Here is a 14,455-nt window from a genome sequence, read left to right on the forward strand (position 1 = left end):
AAATATGTCAAAGATACAAATAAAAACTACACAAAATATTCTGCTCGCTTTTGAGCCAGCTTCCATTGGAGAGCGTATGGGTGCCTTTGCTATTGATTTTGTCCTTATTATGGGTTATGGATACCTTGTCAATGCAATCATGAAGCTTTTTTACTATAGCGCTATCAGCAATCCTTGGGAGTTTTTTGCGACCTATTTGGTACTGATGCTGCCTGCGGTCTTCTATCCCTTGGTAGCGGAATCCCTTATGCAAGGACAGACTGTGGGTAAGCGCATCATGAAAATCAGGGTACTCAAGATTGATGGGTATCAGGCCTCCTTTGGCGATTTTTTTATCCGTTGGCTATTTACTTTGGTAGAAGTGGATCTTTTTATGGGTTCGGCAGCACTTATCAGTATTATTTCTTCCAAGTACTCCCAGCGCTTAGGCGACTTTGCCGCAGGGACTGCCGTTATCACCGAACGCAACAAGATGAACATCTCTCATACCATCTTGGAAGAACTCTCCTATACCTATCAGCCGCTCTTCACCCAAGCCGAGGTGTTACTCTTTTCAGATCAAGATGCTCAAACAATCAAGAACTACCTCGCCCTAGCCCTAAAAAGCAAAAACGGGCATCTCACCATAGCGCGCTTAGCGGACAAGATCACCGAAATCTCCAAGCGTGAACACACCTTTTTTACCAAAAAAGCCGATTTCGTCCAGCAATTCCTTAAAGATTACAGCTTTTATACGGGCAAGTAATAAGGTTTTGGTTACGCAACGGTTACGCAAATTTATTTCTAAAAACATTCTGATAATCAATGTTTTAAATAAAAATATACTTGTTTTTTGAAAAATTACGAATAAAAAGCAAAACTACAAAAAATAATATAATTAGCTCATACAAAGAGGATTATCTTTTTGACAGGAAGATAAGAGAAGACAGGAGCTTAGATGCTTTAGATAGTTTTTTCAAAATTAGGTATAATGGACAAAAATGTTGCTTCTTACAGATTGTTTTTTGAAACGAATGCCGCTTTTCCTCCCATTGTCGAATAAAAAATTTCAAACTATGTAGCTACCTAATTACGTTTTTACCTTCGTACATACTTGCTTGCTTTGATGTGTAAATGCAAAGTAATGTACAAATATACATATAGCTTTACATAGAATTATAAATAACTTTCTAAGTAAGTGATTGATTAAATATATTCCTAATATGCCTTAAATCACTTTATGTGCTTATAGTGTTTATCTTATTTTCTTATGGTTAATTAAAATTTGACCTTTAGGAAAAATTTTCTGTTCACAGGAACAGAGCAAGTTGTGTTTTGAGGCACGCATTAGGCGTATAGGCACTCAAAACAACTTGCCCTTGCAGGGAGCTTAAAACTCACTCCGAAGTCGTGGTTTTTTACTTTTATATTTTTATTGCATTAAACTAAACAACAAAAAAAGGGGCTGTCTAAAAAGTTTTGATTTGTGAGGGCGAATTGCCTTTCGCCCCTACAAGGGAACCAAAAGTTATTGATTGTTAGTCTAATCATTTTACTAAAGTCTTAGACTTTTTCAAAATGTGAGAGGCAATCATACTTTTGAAGACTTTTTGGACAGCCTCATGCCGGAAACCAGCTTCGTGTGTTATTAGCAATCCTTACTAACATCAACATCACCGGAACTTCGACCAGCACGCCCACCACCGTAGCCAATGCAGCCCCGGATTGTAAACCAAAAAGAGAAATAGCCACAGCAACCGCCAATTCAAAGAAATTACTTGCCCCAATCATTCCGGCAGGTGCGGCAACATCATGGGGTAGTTTCCACCATTTCGCCCAACCGTAAGCAACGAAGAATATCAGAACCGTTTGCAACACAAGCGGAACTGCAATCAATAAGATATGCAGGGGATTGTTCAGTATCGTTTCTCCTTGAAATGAAAACAGGATAATAAGCGTTAATAGCAACCCACCTACCATGTAATTATTAAATTTCTCAATAAATATATTGTTGAAATACTCCACACCTTTGCGGCGGATAACCATTATTCGAGTAATGACCCCAGCCGCAAGTGGTATCACAATAAAGAGCCCTACGGATAGCAACAGAGTGTCCCATGGGATAGATACGCCGCCAACTCCCAGCAAGAAAGCAACGATAGGTGCAAACGCTACCAATATGATTAAATCGTTCACTGCCACTTGTACCAGTGTATAAGCGGCATCCCCTTTAGTAAGATAACTCCACACGAACACCATAGCTGTACAAGGTGCAGCCCCCAATAATACCGCCCCGGCTAGATATTCTTCGGCTAATCCGGCAGGTATAAAGGCTTTGAAAACCACATAGAAGAACAAATAAGCTATTCCGAACATGGTAAATGGCTTTATCAGCCAATTTGTAACACAAGTGACTATAATTCCTTTCGGACGCTTGCCGACATTCTTAACACTTTGAAAATCTACTTTTAGCATCATCGGATAAATCATTAACCAAATCAGGATTGCCACGGGTATAGACACGTTGGCATATTCAAATTTGCTTAATGTTTGCGGAATTGCCGGGAGCCATTGTCCCACGGCAATTCCAATAATGATGCACAAGGCAACCCAGATAGTCAGGTATTTTTCAAAAAATCCAATTCCTTGTTTCTTTTCCATATGTTATAGTTTTACTTTGAGAGTTTCAGTATGCGTATCGCGCCTCTAATGACGATGAGAAAGACAATGATGCCTATGATCAAATCAGGGGCGTTGCTGTTCAATAGTCCAACCAACAGCCCTGCAACGATGACTCCTATATTGACAATGACATCGTTGGCTGAGAAAATAACACTGGCTTGTATGTGGGCCTCCTTGCTCTTTGTGCGCTGCAACAACCATAGAGAGGCTGTATTGGCGATTAGTGCAATGAACGAGATGACAATCATAACTAAAAAGTCTGGGGGCGTTTCGAGGCCTATAAAGCGTTTGATAACTTCGATGAGCCCCAATACAGCCAGTGAAATTTGAAGGTAGCCACTGAGTTTTGCTACTTTTTGCTGACGGGCTATAGTTGTTCCAACAGCCATCAGACTCATGCCGTAAACCAAAGCATCTGCCAACATATCCAAACTGTCTGCGACCAAGCCCATCGACTGGGAGATGATGCCTGTTGTGGCTTCTATGATGAAACATAGAAAGTTGATGACGAGCACCCAACACAACACCCGTCTCTGAACTTTGGAGGTGGTTTCAGACTTTGCTTCATCGCAGAGAGAAGATGCTGTTAGCTTGGCACCGAGGTTTAATGTTTCTAGCTGTTCCTGAATCGACTTCACTTCCCCGTGATGGATGACAACTAAGGTTCTTTCCGCCAAGTCGAAATCGAGACGCTCCACTAAGGGACTATTGCCTAATTTCAGACGGATTAAATTTTCCTCGCATGGGCAATCCATCTTTGGAACATTGAACTTAGAGATATATTGGTGCATTATTCTTGTTTTCCTTGGATATGGTCGATGTAGAACTGATAGAAGCGGGCTTTTATTTCATCCCGTACCCGATGAAACTCACTGTTGATAAACTCGGGACTTCCGGCTGCTTCCGAGGGATCGTCAAACCCTATATGCAGCCTGTTTCTTACTTTAGCTGTAAACATAGAACAACTTTCGTTTGCACCACCGCGAACGGTTATTACGTAATCCCATTCCTTGTCAAGATAGGTATTAACAGGTGTTGGGACATGTGAGGTAATGTCTATTCCAGCTTCTTTCATTACTTCCACCGCCTTGGCGTTTACCTGTTTCGCTGGTACCGTTCCACCAGAATACACTTCTATATTTTTGTCGAATGACTGTAGAAAGCCATGAGCCATTTGGCTACGGCAGCTGTTTCCTATACAAAGAATCAATACTTTCATCTTTTTATTTTTAAATTTGGAGATTTGACTTACTACATTGTTTGAATGCTTTTTGGAGGAAGCTTCTACATATTATAGAATATAATTAAACAGATAGCCGGACAAGATGATGAAAAACGTCACAGTGCCGAAGAATATGCCGATAAGTCTCCATGTCATTACTTTCTTGAGCAGTGTTGCCTCTGGCAAGGAAAGACCAACGACAGCCATCATGAAGGCTATCGCCGTTCCGATGGGAATGCCTTTCGCCACAAATACCTCGATTACTGGGACGATACCTGCGGCATTGGCATACATCGGTACGGCAAGTATAACAGACAAAGGAACTGCATACCAGTTGTCTTTTGACATGTATTGCTCAAAGAATCCTTCAGGGACAAAGCCATGCATGAAAGCACCGATACCTATACCTATCAGAATATATATAAGTACACCACTGACAATTTTCCATGCATCACGGATAATAGTGGGAAGCCTCTTGGTAAAGGAGGTATGGTCTTTTTCCCATTCCCCTGTCTGAGCGGATGAATTTGCCTGCATCTGCTTTACCCAGTCACTCAGATAAGGAGCAAGGCGCATGCGACCGAGTACTATACCGCCTATTACTCCTAACAGAATGCCGCTGATGACGTAGATAAGAGTCACCTTCAATCCGAAGGAGGCAAGGAACATGGCAACAGCCACCTCGTTTACCAACGGTGATGTAATAAGAAATGCGAATGTTACGCCCAAAGGAATGCCGCCCTTTACAAATCCGATAAACAGAGGAATGGAAGAACATGAACAGAAAGGAGTGACCGCTCCGAATATGGAAGCCAGCAAGTACTGCAATCCGTACATATTGTGTGTAACCAGATATTTTCTCAAACGTTCAATTGGGAAGTAGGCGTTGATAATTCCCATCAATACGCTGATGAAGAACAAAAGTATAAGTATTTTTATCGTATCATAAAAGAAAAAGTTTACGGCAATTCCTATCGGTGTGTCGGCACTTAGTCCGAACAGTCCGTAAACAAGCTTGTCTGCAAATTCTTGTATCATAGAAGTCTTTTTTGTTCGCTTAAATACGAACAGTATTTTTTTAAAAAAAGCGGCAGATACCATGACGGTTGTTTCTGCCGCTCGTGGTTAAACATATTCTGTCAATCAGATGCCCAGAAGTTCCTTTACTTCACTTTCTGTCGGTACCTTCCCCCTCAATTTTACCACTTCGTCAATGACAACGGCTGGCGATGTCATGATATTGTAATTCATCATTTCCATGATGTCGTCCACCTTGGTGAGTTTTGCATCGATGTCGTTCTCTTTAAGTACCTTTTCAATTACATTGTAGGTTGATTTACATTTGGCACAACCCGGCCCTAAAACTTTTATTTCCATATTAGTAAAAACATTATTGTTATTAAATTCATTTTACAAATACATTATCCAGCAATAATATATGCCGATGATGATGAATACCACGCCTACAATAAGGTTCGCCCATTTTTGCACTTTCTGTATCTTTCCGTAAAAATTCCCCATTTGTTGTACGCTGAAGGCGAGAACCCATGCAACAGCAAGTACCGGTATAGCCGTAGCGACAGCAAATATTATGGGTAGAAGATAGCCTGCCGAGGTCGTGGCAGACATCGGTATCAGCATACCGAAGTAGAACACGCCACTGGTGGGACAGAAAGCAAGGGCAAATAAAATACCCAATAGCATAGCCCCCCAACCGCCTTTACTCCTCTTTTTCAAGCTTTCACCGCCGATATTGATTTTCGGCAGGTTGAGTTTTATTACATCGAGCATAAATATTCCAATGATGATTAACGCCGGAGCAATCAGCATTTCCCCGTACTTGCTTACGGCTTTTTGAACCATAAACATACTTGCTCCCTCACGGAGAATAGGAATAAGGATAAAGCCAAGAACCGTATAGCTTACTATTCTGCCGAAAGTATAAAGCAATCCGTTTATAAATATCCGGTGATGGTTTTCTATGTCCTTACTAATAAATCCTATTGCTGTTATGTTGGTCGCTAACGGACACGGGCTGACCGCCGTTAAAATCCCCAATATAAAAGCTGTAATAGCAGGAATAGAACTGTTATCTAATAGCGATTGAAGAAAATCCATCTTACAACTGTTTTAACAATTCGTCAATCTTGCTTTTAATTCCCTCTTTAAACTTGTCCGGTGTATTTTTCGCATTGGAAAAGCTAAACTCGGTCATATTGTTTACATTCTCTTTGCCGTCTTTCCAGCCGTTAACAAACAAAGACGACCATGTAACTTCGTACTTGTCTGCAATCGCTTCATTTTCTTTCTTTGAAATATCTATCACTTTATAGATAATTTTACCGTCTGCTTTTTCTTTTGAATAAAGGCTATCCAAAAGGGCTTCTGTATTTGTTTCTATCGCCCGGCAAGTGATACACCGTTGCGCTCCATGAAAATAAAGAACCTCTATGCGGTTAGACTGTATTTCTTCCGCTTGATTTTCTCCGGTCTTTTTCTTTGAATCGTTACCACAGGAAACTAAGACCAGCGTTGCAATCAGTAGATAAAATAATTTTCTCATAGTTCATTTTTATTTGGTTATCAACTCTTTCACTTCTGCAAGGGATAACTTTTTCCCAGCTGATACGACTTTCTCGTCAATCACCAAAGCCGGAAGCCCTAAAATGTTATACTCCATGATTTTCAATAAATCTTCCTCTTTGATAAGGGTTGCATCGCAACCTAATTCTGAAATAGCTTGTTTGGTAGTTTCGTACAAGGCTTTACAGCTTGAACACCCAGTTCCTAATACTTTAATTTTCATTGTCATTTTACTTTAAAGTTAATATAATAATCGTAGTTCGTAGAAATACGAACGTTTATTCCAAAAAAAAGGTACTGCTATTCACAGCACGATGTATCTTTACATTTACAGTCCCCTAAAAAAGCTGCAAACAATTTTCGGGCAAGTTCCCAGTTCTCCCGGTTTATACAATACCGGACTTTGGGCGTTTCTATTTCCCCCTGAATTAAGCCAGCTTCTTTCAATTCTTTCAAATGCTGCGAAACGGTTGCTTTAGCAATAGGTAGTTCTTCGTGAATATCACCGAAGAAGCAACTATCTTGTTTTGCCAAGAAAGCAAGAATAGCCATCCGTGCTGGATGTCCCATTGCTTTGGCAAAGCGAGCAATCTGTTCCTGCTCTGTCGTGTACTGTTTCTCTTTCACTCCAATTCTCCTTTCTTCTTTGTTGTTCGCAAAGGTACGAACAATATTTTGAATAGCCAAATAATACGGCATATTTTTTCTATTTTTAGTGTAAACCTATTTTAGGATATGACACTATAAAAGAGGCTGCCAAAAAAAGTTTAAAACAAACTTTTTAGACAGCCTCAGCAACGCACGTTTGTGGGTGCAAAGGTAATTTTTTTTTGGTTATATTGTCAAGATGTTGTACCTTTGCACCTAGAAGTTACTGAGAAAATAGGTATAATCAAATGAAATAAGAACTATTACTAAATCATTACCTAATCTTCTTGTAATTCCTGTATCTTCTTTATTTAAAATAGATTATATAAGTAGTTTCAATTTTCTGACAAAAACAAGGTTTTGGTTACGCAACGGTTACGCAAATTTATTTCTACAAACATTCTGATAATCAATGTTTTAAATAAAAATACCCTTATTTTTTCGTAGAAAAATAAGGTTTTGGTTACGCAACGGTTACGCAAATTAGTCGCTAAGAACTCACAATTCAAAAATATCTCAAACCCTAATTTAAAAATATTCTAAATAACTTGCGGTATTAGATTTTTATTTGTACTTTTGCGGCACGTTTATATCTAAATCATACCGATATGAAAAAAACATTGTTTTTGATGGCTACTGTTGCCCTAATGGTAGCTTCTTGTGGAAATAACAAGAAACCTGAAGAGGCTGCACAAACTACAGAACAGCCTGCTGCTACTGAAGCGCCTGCTACAAACCAAGACGCAGAAGCTGCTAATGTAACCTTGGAGGCTACTGACCAAATGACTTTCAACCTTAAGGAAATCAAAGTAAAAGCTGGACAAACCGTTAATCTTACCCTCAAGCACGTAGGACAAATGGATAAGAAGGTGATGGGACACAACTTTGTTCTCCTTAAAAAAGGTACTGACCTTTCCGCTTTCGGAGAAGCTGCTGTAGCAGCTGGTCCTGCCAACGAGTATATCCCTAATGGGGGAGCTGATGTGATTGCTCATACCAAACTTATTGGTGGTGGAGAGAGTGATACCATCTCTTTCAAAGCTCCTGAAGCTGGTACTTACGACTTTATCTGTTCCTTCCCTGGTCATCTTGCCCTTATGAAAGGAACTTTCATTGTAGAATAAGTTGTTCTAGTTATTATTCTTTTCTATAGAAACAGAGGTCTCACCTGTGGCGAGACCTCTGTCTATTTTACTGTTATGGAGAACAATAATTCGGTTTGTACACTTGCCTGCCAAGTGGTGTCGGCTCTGATAGCGTAAAGAGTATTGGTCAAGGGGAGCGCTACCAAATCGCCTGTGCGAAGGGTCATATTCTCTGATACTGTTCTTAAGGCAAGCGGGAGCAACTGTAAGGCAGGTTGCAAAGGAAGTTCCTCTAGCACCTGACCATCTTGGCTTAGTATGGTTGTGTTTTCTTGTTGTAGGCGTTCTGTAGGCAGGAAGTGACCTACTACCATAGAACTGTCAAAGGAGGTGGCCAGCTCCCAAGGCTTAGCTGTGGCTTGAAGCTGTTGTTGCCTGTCATAAGCCGTTAGAGCAAGCCCTAAAGAGACTTGTTCGTAGTACTTTGGAGCAAATTTTTCTAAGATACATTTACCTTGTTTGCTAAGTTTGGCCATTAGTACCACTTGTGCGCGGAGATCCGCAGTAAAGTCGGGTATATAGAGAGGAAGTTCTCTATTATGTACAGCCGTATCGGGCTTTATATAGAGCAGTGGCTGCTCCTGCGCTGTGGTGGGTAGTTGTATATATACTATTTTCAAAGAAAAAACTTTTTTTATCGTTATAAAATCCGTATTTTTGCCCTTTATTTGAACTTATATGCGTATTATCTCTGGCACCCATCGTGGCAAGCAACTCATCGCTCCCAAAACCCTCCCTGTACGTCCTACTACGGACTTTGCCAAGGAGTCGCTTTTTAATATCCTCAACAACTATTTTTTCTTAGATAGTATCAAAGTGCTAGACCTTTTCGCTGGCACGGGCAATATCAGCTACGAGTTCGGCAGTCGGGGTTGTCCTGAGATTACGGCCGTAGATAGTCACCCTGCCTGCGTACAGTATATCCGCAAGACAGCCGAGGCGCTCGCCTACCCTATTGAAGTAGTCAAAAGTGATGTCTTTACCTACTTAGACCGCAGTCTGAGCCAGTACGATGTCATCTTTGCCGATCCTCCTTATGATATAGAACCCGATAGCCTCGAACGATTGATCGAGACTGTCTTTGAGCGCAACCTCCTCAGCGAAGATGGCCTGCTGATTGTTGAGCACTCCTCCAAAGTCCATTTAGAAGAAGACCCGCATTTTCAAGAAGAAAGACGCTACGGCGGGACGACTTTTAGTATCTTTAATAATGACTAATGACTAGTGACTAATGCAATAGGATTGGTCACTAGTCACTTGTCATTTGTCATTAAACTAAGTATTTAATCCCAATCACCAACCCTAAGTGCATACCTTCGTGGGTGTTATTAAAGTAAATAGCATCTTCCACACAGCTAAGGGGATAGTTAAGCCCTGTAAGGTAGTCGGTATAGGTGGTAAAAATACCCTTTTGGTAATCCTCTTCCAGCTGTTGTTGGGTGGAGAGGAGCAACCCTTTGAGGGTATCTACTTCTTCTTGAGTAGGGACATGTCCGTCAGGTACGGTACCCTTACGATAGGCAGCTATAAAGTCCTCTGGCACATACATAGGTAGCCCACTATTGTAGTAGCAATAAAGCTGTTGGGTTACAATCGCATGAGAGATGTTCCACAACAAGTTATTGCGAAAACCCTGAGGGATCACGGCTAATTGTTCCAAGGTAAAACCTTCTAGATATTGTAAGTATCGCTCTCTGATACACTTGTGTAAAGAGAACACAGATTTATCTAATTTCATGTTTTTATAGATTAATTTTGTAATATTTGCTTGATAATAAGTGGAAAAGCACGATATTCCAACTCATGTACCTTCTGAGCAAGGCTTTCAGGAGTATCGGTTGGTGCAATCACCACACGCTCTTGGTAGATGATTGCCCCCTCATCATAGTGCTCATTGATGTAATGAATAGTGATACCACTCTCTTTTTCACCTGCGGCGATCACAGCCTCATGTACGTGCATGCCATACATGCCCTTGCCCCCATATTTGGGCAGTAGAGAGGGGTGTATATTGATAATTCTATTGGGAAAACGAGCGATAATATTCTCAGGACATTTCCAAAGGAAGCCTGCCAAGACAATTAAGTCGGGTTGTTCGCGCTCCAAGAGATCCAGTATATAGGATGTCTCATAGAAATCCTTCCTGTCAAAGAGCATACAAGGCACATCCAACCGCTGAGCACGGTCTATGACGCCTGCTTTGGGATTGTTGGTCAATATAAAAGCTACCTCTGCCAAGCCATTCTCTCTGAAATAAGTTACAATACGCTCGGCATTGGAACCATTGCCCGAAGCCAATAGAATGAGTTTTTTCATCAGTCAAGAAATTTGTGCAAATTTACGCATTTTTTTTCGGGTTAGCCAGAAAAAAACAACTTCTTTTTCTTACCTTTGCCCCACGAAATAACTGATGACAACAACCTATGAAAAAGGCCATTTTCCCTGGCTCCTTTGACCCAATTACTCTGGGGCATTACGACATTATTTGCAGAGCTACAGAACTCTTTGACGAAATTATAGTAGCCGTAGGAGAAAATGCCGACAAGCGCTATATGTTCTCCGTAGAAGAACGCAAGGCCTTTATTACCAAGGCTTTCGTTGACCATCCGAAGGTGAAAGTAGTTAGCTACCAAGGCCTTACGGTAGATTTCTGCAAGAGCCTACAAATCCCCTTCATTCTCAGGGGCTTACGCAACCCTGCCGACTTCGAGTTCGAGCGAGCCATTGCCCATACCAATAGGGACTTGGCTGGAGTGGAGACCGTATTTTTGCTCACTGCTGTGAAGACCTCCCATATCTCCTCCTCCATAGTGCGCGATGTAATCCGCAACCGAGGTGATTATACCCTCTTAGTTCCTGAGAGTGTGCGTATTGAAAACATTGAAAAATACTATATACACTGATGACTTACACAGAAAGCATAGATTGGTTATGGGCGCACCTGCCTATGTACCAAGAAAAAGGACGCTCCGCCTTCCGAGGCAAATTGGACAATATCCTCCTTTTGTGCGACCATTTAGGCAATCCACAAGAACAATTCCCTACCCTACATATAGCGGGCACCAATGGCAAAGGCTCCTCTTCCCATGCCTTAGCTTCTGTATTACAGGAAGCTGGTTATAAGGTAGGACTCTATACCTCCCCACACCTGAAGGACTTTCGCGAACGTATCAAAATTAATGGAGAAGACATCTCTCAAGAGGCGGTATGTCAGTTTGTTGAAAAGAACAAAGACTTTATAGAAGGAGAAAATTTCTCCTTTTTTGAGGTTACCGTAGGTATGGCTTTTGATTATTTTGCTTACCAAAAGGTAGATATAGCTGTCATAGAAGTAGGCTTGGGCGGCCGATTGGACTCAACCAATATCATCAACCCCGTTGTTTCGCTCATTACCAATATAGGCAAGGATCACACTGAGATTCTAGGAAATACCTTAGAAGAAATCGCCTATGAGAAAGCAGGTATTATCAAGCCTCATACTCCTGTGGTAATCAGCGAGTTTCACCCTCTGACAGCTCCTGTGTTCAAGCAAGTAGCCGCCAAGCGGGAAGCTCCTATCTACTTTGCCGACAGCCTTGAGGTGCCTTATACTATGGATCTCAAAGGGGGCTATCAGGCCAAGAATATCAAGGGAATCGTACAAACCTTACGTATTTTACAAGAAAAAGGTTGGGCTATTTCTGAAGAAAATATACAGCAAGGACTCTCTCATATTGTTGCTAATACGCACCTTATGGGGCGCTGGCAGCTCTTGAGCGAACACCCCAAAACAATCTGTGATACCGCACACAATGCCCATGGGTTCGCGGAGATTTTCGCCCAACTTGGTCAGGAGAAATACAATACCCTACACATGGTACTAGGCTTTGTCAAGGAAAAGGACTTGGATGCGATCCTACCGATGTTCCCAAAGCAAGCGCATTACTATTTCTGTACGCCTAAGATAGACCGCGGCTTGAGTGCGACCCTCTTGCAAGAGAAAGCCGCCAGCTATGGCCTCCGTGGTGATGCCTTTCCTTCGGTGGAGAGTGCTTTAGCACAGGCACAAGAACAAGCCCATACAGATGATTTCATCTATATAGGCGGCAGTACCTTCGTCGTGGCGGAGGTAGTGTAAGCCAAAGGGCTAAATCTTTTTGGTGGTGATAATCTTGACAGGACATGCCTTTTGGGCGTTTTCACAAGCCTCAAAGATGCTATCATCGTAGGATTTGAGGGTGAAGAAGCCTTTTTTCTCTGTGGAGCGCAGCAGAACACTCTTGCCATCCTTCTTACTCATCTGGAACTGTTCTGGCGCCATCTCCACACAATAATTACAGCCTATACACTTATCACGCTGGAGGGTTACTATGACCACAAATATAATGATTAATGACCAATGATTAATGACTAATGACTAGTGACTAATGATTAATGACTGGCACTAACAACTGACCACTAATCACTAACAACTGACCAATGATTGAAATAGATAATACCTTAATCTCGGAAGAGATTTTAGAAAATGACTTTGTCTGCAACCTCGATGCTTGCAAGGGAGCTTGCTGTGTGGAGGGGGATGCGGGAGCACCTGTGGAGGATGAGGAGGTGGAAATCCTCGAACGTATCTACCATAAGGTGGCTCCTTACCTAAGTGAGCAAGGCCGCAAGGCTATTGAAGCACAGGGTACCGCGGTACGCGGCAGCGATGGCGAATGGGAAACACCGCTTATCAATGGAGGCGAATGTGCCTATGTCGTCCGAGACGAAAAAGGCATCGTTCTCTGCGGAATCGAACAGGCTTACCGCGAGGGCAAAATAGACTGGAAAAAGCCTATTTCCTGCCATCTCTACCCTATTCGCCTCAAGAGCTATCCATCCTTCATTGCGGTGAATTATGAGCGCTGGAGTATCTGCAAAGATGCCTGTATCTTAGGCCGCAAACTCCAAGTGCCTATCTATAAGTTTGTTCGCGAAGCTCTTATCCGAAAATTTGGAGAAGAATGGTACGAACAATTAGAAGCAGCAGAAGCAATGATTAATGTTTAATGATTAATGTTTAATTTCTATTAGTGTTATTAATCATTACTGGAATTGATCATTGATCATTATTGGCATTAATCATTAGTGAAAGTTTGGATTCCACTGCTGGGGGTATTTAGGATTTTTGTCCCTATAATACTCCCTAATTTCGCTCATAATACTCTCCAAAGAGCGGGTTTGTAAATCCTTAAGAGAAATAGTCTTTCCTATATAAATAATCTTCTTTTTGAAATCACCTGCCCCCAATACTATCGGTACTTGGGCAGAAAGGGCTATATGATAGAAGCCCATACGCCACTTATCCACTCGAGAGCGAGTACCCTCAGGGGTTACTACTAAGCTAAAATTCTCCTTCTTATACAATTCGGTTACCCACTCCACTACATGATTGCGCTGGGAACGATCTATACCCAAGCCTCCTAAAGCACGTACTAAGGCTCCATACCAAGCCTTGGTATGACTGTCCTTGATAATGAGCTTGATGGGCTTTTCTAACTTCCAATAGGCCAATATCCCTATCACAAACTCCCAATTGGTGGTATGAGGAGCCACTACCAACACACAACGGTCAAGGGTATTCATATCTCCTTGTAGTTCTATCTTCCAGCCCGCAAGCCATAAGGCAAAACTACCTATCCATTTCTTGATTTTCATAGGTAAAATTTTGAGGGCAAAGATACAAATTTTTAATGATTAATACCAATAATGATTAATGATTAATGACAAATGACTAGTGACAAATGACTAGTGAGAAATGACTAGTGAGAAATGACTAGTGACAAATGACTAGTGAGAAATGACTAGTGACTAGTTATCGGGTGTCAGGCATCGTAGCGTACGTTTTTCCCCTTCGGGGGAAAGAGGGATAAAAGAGAGAGACTTCCCATCCCTGGAAAGTCTCTCTTCTCTAGTTATTGTTATATCCTTCTTCAGGTATTCTTTACTATTCATTCTTCATTCTTCACTATTCACTAACGATAAAGGGTAAAGTGTCCTTTGAAGGTTCTGTTGTCATCAGGTTCGTTAAGGCGTAGGATAAACCAGTAGTCACCTGTTGGAAGGGCTTCGCCTCCGTAGGTACCATCCCACTCTTCTTTGTTGTTGAGGGTGGCTATCTTTCGTCCATAACGATCGTAGATCACAGTCTCTGCATTCGGATAGCTGGCTAAGTTTA

21 protein-coding genes are annotated in these 14,455 nt (G+C 41.6%); 6 read left to right on the forward strand and 15 right to left on the reverse strand.

The genetic code is table 11. From position 1 onward, the window contains the following. Positions 1 to 4: 4 nt before the first annotated feature. The gene (locus tag HMPREF9331_RS10035; protein WP_016420836.1) at positions 5 to 745 is read left to right on the forward strand and encodes an RDD family protein; all 741 of its coding nucleotides are present in this window, start codon (positions 5 to 7) and stop codon (positions 743 to 745) included. Between the two features lie 854 nt (positions 746 to 1,599). On the opposite strand, the gene arsB is transcribed toward HMPREF9331_RS10035, so the two are convergent. The 9 genes from arsB to HMPREF9331_RS10080 form a co-directional block, all read right to left on the reverse strand. Continuing rightward, positions 1,600 to 2,640 carry an ACR3 family arsenite efflux transporter gene (gene arsB / locus HMPREF9331_RS10040; RefSeq protein ID WP_016420837.1) on the reverse strand — a complete coding sequence of 347 codons (1,041 nt, stop codon included), beginning with the start codon at positions 2,638 to 2,640 and terminating at the stop codon, positions 1,600 to 1,602. 11 nt (positions 2,641 to 2,651) lie between these two features. Next, the gene (locus HMPREF9331_RS10045; protein WP_016420838.1) at positions 2,652 to 3,452 is read right to left on the reverse strand and encodes a cation efflux transmembrane domain-containing protein; all 801 of its coding nucleotides are present in this window, start codon (positions 3,450 to 3,452) and stop codon (positions 2,652 to 2,654) included. Further along, on the reverse strand, positions 3,452 to 3,880 hold the full coding sequence (locus HMPREF9331_RS10050) for an arsenate reductase ArsC (protein ID WP_016420839.1): 429 nt from the start codon (positions 3,878 to 3,880) through the stop codon (positions 3,452 to 3,454). The genes HMPREF9331_RS10045 and HMPREF9331_RS10050 overlap by 1 nt, the downstream gene beginning before the upstream one ends. A 72-nt stretch (positions 3,881 to 3,952) precedes the next feature. Further along, positions 3,953 to 4,921, reverse strand: coding sequence for a permease (locus tag HMPREF9331_RS10055; protein ID WP_016420840.1), 969 nt, complete (start codon positions 4,919 to 4,921; stop codon positions 3,953 to 3,955). 105 nt (positions 4,922 to 5,026) lie between these two features. Beyond that, positions 5,027 to 5,260 (reverse strand): thioredoxin family protein, encoded by a 234-nt coding sequence (locus tag HMPREF9331_RS10060; protein ID WP_016420841.1) that lies wholly within the window; start codon positions 5,258 to 5,260, stop codon positions 5,027 to 5,029. Positions 5,261 to 5,293: 33 nt separating this feature from the next. Further along, positions 5,294 to 6,001, reverse strand: coding sequence for an aromatic aminobenezylarsenical efflux permease ArsG family transporter (locus tag HMPREF9331_RS10065; RefSeq protein ID WP_016420842.1), 708 nt, complete (start codon positions 5,999 to 6,001; stop codon positions 5,294 to 5,296). A 1-nt stretch (position 6,002) separates the two neighbouring features. Next, on the reverse strand, positions 6,003 to 6,446 hold the full coding sequence (locus tag HMPREF9331_RS10070; RefSeq protein ID WP_009388535.1) for a nitrophenyl compound nitroreductase subunit ArsF family protein: 444 nt from the start codon (positions 6,444 to 6,446) through the stop codon (positions 6,003 to 6,005). Between the two features lie 9 nt (positions 6,447 to 6,455). Then, positions 6,456 to 6,689, reverse strand: coding sequence for a thioredoxin family protein (locus tag HMPREF9331_RS10075; protein WP_016420843.1), 234 nt, complete (start codon positions 6,687 to 6,689; stop codon positions 6,456 to 6,458). Positions 6,690 to 6,766: 77 nt separating this feature from the next. Further along, the gene (locus HMPREF9331_RS10080; protein ID WP_016420844.1) at positions 6,767 to 7,165 is read right to left on the reverse strand and encodes an ArsR/SmtB family transcription factor; all 399 of its coding nucleotides are present in this window, start codon (positions 7,163 to 7,165) and stop codon (positions 6,767 to 6,769) included. A gap of 578 nt (positions 7,166 to 7,743) precedes the next feature. Between HMPREF9331_RS10080 and azu the strand changes: the two genes are divergently transcribed. Beyond that, positions 7,744 to 8,238, forward strand: coding sequence for an azurin (gene azu, locus HMPREF9331_RS10085; protein WP_016420845.1), 495 nt, complete (start codon positions 7,744 to 7,746; stop codon positions 8,236 to 8,238). A gap of 62 nt (positions 8,239 to 8,300) precedes the next feature. Here azu and HMPREF9331_RS10090 read toward each other — a convergent pair whose 3' ends face one another. Further along, on the reverse strand, positions 8,301 to 8,879 hold the full coding sequence (locus HMPREF9331_RS10090) for a fumarylacetoacetate hydrolase family protein (protein ID WP_016420846.1): 579 nt from the start codon (positions 8,877 to 8,879) through the stop codon (positions 8,301 to 8,303). A gap of 58 nt (positions 8,880 to 8,937) precedes the next feature. On the opposite strand from HMPREF9331_RS10090, the gene HMPREF9331_RS10095 reads away from it, so the two are divergent. After that, on the forward strand, positions 8,938 to 9,477 hold the full coding sequence (locus tag HMPREF9331_RS10095; protein WP_016420847.1) for an RsmD family RNA methyltransferase: 540 nt from the start codon (positions 8,938 to 8,940) through the stop codon (positions 9,475 to 9,477). 52 nt (positions 9,478 to 9,529) lie between these two features. Here the strand turns inward: HMPREF9331_RS10095 and HMPREF9331_RS10100 are convergent, their stop codons facing one another. Together HMPREF9331_RS10100 and purN are read right to left on the reverse strand one after the other, a co-directional pair. Next, on the reverse strand, positions 9,530 to 9,997 hold the full coding sequence (locus HMPREF9331_RS10100; RefSeq protein WP_016420848.1) for a DinB family protein: 468 nt from the start codon (positions 9,995 to 9,997) through the stop codon (positions 9,530 to 9,532). A gap of 11 nt (positions 9,998 to 10,008) precedes the next feature. Continuing rightward, positions 10,009 to 10,575 carry a phosphoribosylglycinamide formyltransferase gene (purN, locus tag HMPREF9331_RS10105; RefSeq protein WP_009642258.1) on the reverse strand — a complete coding sequence of 189 codons (567 nt, stop codon included), beginning with the start codon at positions 10,573 to 10,575 and terminating at the stop codon, positions 10,009 to 10,011. A 107-nt stretch (positions 10,576 to 10,682) separates the two neighbouring features. Between purN and coaD the strand changes: the two genes are divergently transcribed. After that, positions 10,683 to 11,162: a pantetheine-phosphate adenylyltransferase gene (gene coaD, locus HMPREF9331_RS10110; protein WP_016420849.1), complete on the forward strand. Its 480-nt coding sequence runs from the start codon at positions 10,683 to 10,685 to the stop codon at positions 11,160 to 11,162. Continuing rightward, the gene (locus HMPREF9331_RS10115; protein WP_016420850.1) at positions 11,162 to 12,376 is read left to right on the forward strand and encodes a bifunctional folylpolyglutamate synthase/dihydrofolate synthase; all 1,215 of its coding nucleotides are present in this window, start codon (positions 11,162 to 11,164) and stop codon (positions 12,374 to 12,376) included. The genes coaD and HMPREF9331_RS10115 overlap by 1 nt, the downstream gene beginning before the upstream one ends. A gap of 9 nt (positions 12,377 to 12,385) precedes the next feature. Here the strand turns inward: HMPREF9331_RS10115 and HMPREF9331_RS10120 are convergent, their stop codons facing one another. Beyond that, the gene (locus HMPREF9331_RS10120; RefSeq protein ID WP_009642252.1) at positions 12,386 to 12,616 is read right to left on the reverse strand and encodes a ferredoxin; all 231 of its coding nucleotides are present in this window, start codon (positions 12,614 to 12,616) and stop codon (positions 12,386 to 12,388) included. 101 nt (positions 12,617 to 12,717) lie between these two features. Here HMPREF9331_RS10120 and HMPREF9331_RS10125 point away from each other — a divergent pair, with 101 nt between their 5' ends. After that, entirely contained in the window at positions 12,718 to 13,287 is a 570-nt protein-coding gene (locus HMPREF9331_RS10125; protein ID WP_016420851.1) for a DUF3109 family protein, read from the forward strand. Between the two features lie 75 nt (positions 13,288 to 13,362). Here HMPREF9331_RS10125 and HMPREF9331_RS10130 read toward each other — a convergent pair whose 3' ends face one another. Continuing rightward, positions 13,363 to 13,929: a 1-acyl-sn-glycerol-3-phosphate acyltransferase gene (locus tag HMPREF9331_RS10130; RefSeq protein ID WP_394359934.1), complete on the reverse strand. Its 567-nt coding sequence runs from the start codon at positions 13,927 to 13,929 to the stop codon at positions 13,363 to 13,365. Between the two features lie 323 nt (positions 13,930 to 14,252). Further along, positions 14,253 to 14,455: T9SS type B sorting domain-containing protein (locus HMPREF9331_RS10135; RefSeq protein WP_016420647.1), on the reverse strand; the 203-nt coding region annotated here is incomplete at its 5' end.

The sequence above is a fragment of the Capnocytophaga granulosa ATCC 51502 genome, from assembly GCF_000411115.1.
Classification (GTDB): Bacteria; Bacteroidota; Bacteroidia; order Flavobacteriales; family Flavobacteriaceae; genus Capnocytophaga; species Capnocytophaga granulosa.

Excerpts from the sequence above, each read along its gene's own strand:
- HMPREF9331_RS10060 (WP_016420841.1), bottom strand. The coding sequence starts at position 5,260 with ATGGAAATAAAAGTTTTAGGGCCGGGTTGTGCCAAATGTAAATCAACC.
- arsB (WP_016420837.1), bottom strand. The coding sequence starts at position 2,640 with ATGGAAAAGAAACAAGGAATTGGATTTTTTGAAAAATACCTGACTATC.
- HMPREF9331_RS10075 (WP_016420843.1), bottom strand. The coding sequence starts at position 6,689 with ATGAAAATTAAAGTATTAGGAACTGGGTGTTCAAGCTGTAAAGCCTTG.
- HMPREF9331_RS10095 (WP_016420847.1), top strand. The coding sequence starts at position 8,938 with ATGCGTATTATCTCTGGCACCCATCGTGGCAAGCAACTCATCGCTCCC.
- coaD (WP_016420849.1), top strand. The coding sequence starts at position 10,683 with ATGAAAAAGGCCATTTTCCCTGGCTCCTTTGACCCAATTACTCTGGGG.
- azu (WP_016420845.1), top strand. The coding sequence starts at position 7,744 with ATGGCTACTGTTGCCCTAATGGTAGCTTCTTGTGGAAATAACAAGAAA.
- HMPREF9331_RS10100 (WP_016420848.1), bottom strand. The coding sequence starts at position 9,997 with ATGAAATTAGATAAATCTGTGTTCTCTTTACACAAGTGTATCAGAGAG.
- HMPREF9331_RS10115 (WP_016420850.1), top strand. The coding sequence starts at position 11,162 with ATGACTTACACAGAAAGCATAGATTGGTTATGGGCGCACCTGCCTATG.
- HMPREF9331_RS10080 (WP_016420844.1), bottom strand. The coding sequence starts at position 7,165 with ATGCCGTATTATTTGGCTATTCAAAATATTGTTCGTACCTTTGCGAAC.
- HMPREF9331_RS10055 (WP_016420840.1), bottom strand. The coding sequence starts at position 4,921 with ATGATACAAGAATTTGCAGACAAGCTTGTTTACGGACTGTTCGGACTA.
- HMPREF9331_RS10050 (WP_016420839.1), bottom strand. The coding sequence starts at position 3,880 with ATGAAAGTATTGATTCTTTGTATAGGAAACAGCTGCCGTAGCCAAATG.
- HMPREF9331_RS10065 (WP_016420842.1), bottom strand. The coding sequence starts at position 6,001 with ATGGATTTTCTTCAATCGCTATTAGATAACAGTTCTATTCCTGCTATT.
- HMPREF9331_RS10125 (WP_016420851.1), top strand. The coding sequence starts at position 12,718 with ATGATTGAAATAGATAATACCTTAATCTCGGAAGAGATTTTAGAAAAT.
- HMPREF9331_RS10045 (WP_016420838.1), bottom strand. The coding sequence starts at position 3,452 with ATGCACCAATATATCTCTAAGTTCAATGTTCCAAAGATGGATTGCCCA.
- HMPREF9331_RS10035 (WP_016420836.1), top strand. The coding sequence starts at position 5 with ATGTCAAAGATACAAATAAAAACTACACAAAATATTCTGCTCGCTTTT.
- purN (WP_009642258.1), bottom strand. The coding sequence starts at position 10,575 with ATGAAAAAACTCATTCTATTGGCTTCGGGCAATGGTTCCAATGCCGAG.
- HMPREF9331_RS10070 (WP_009388535.1), bottom strand. The coding sequence starts at position 6,446 with ATGAGAAAATTATTTTATCTACTGATTGCAACGCTGGTCTTAGTTTCC.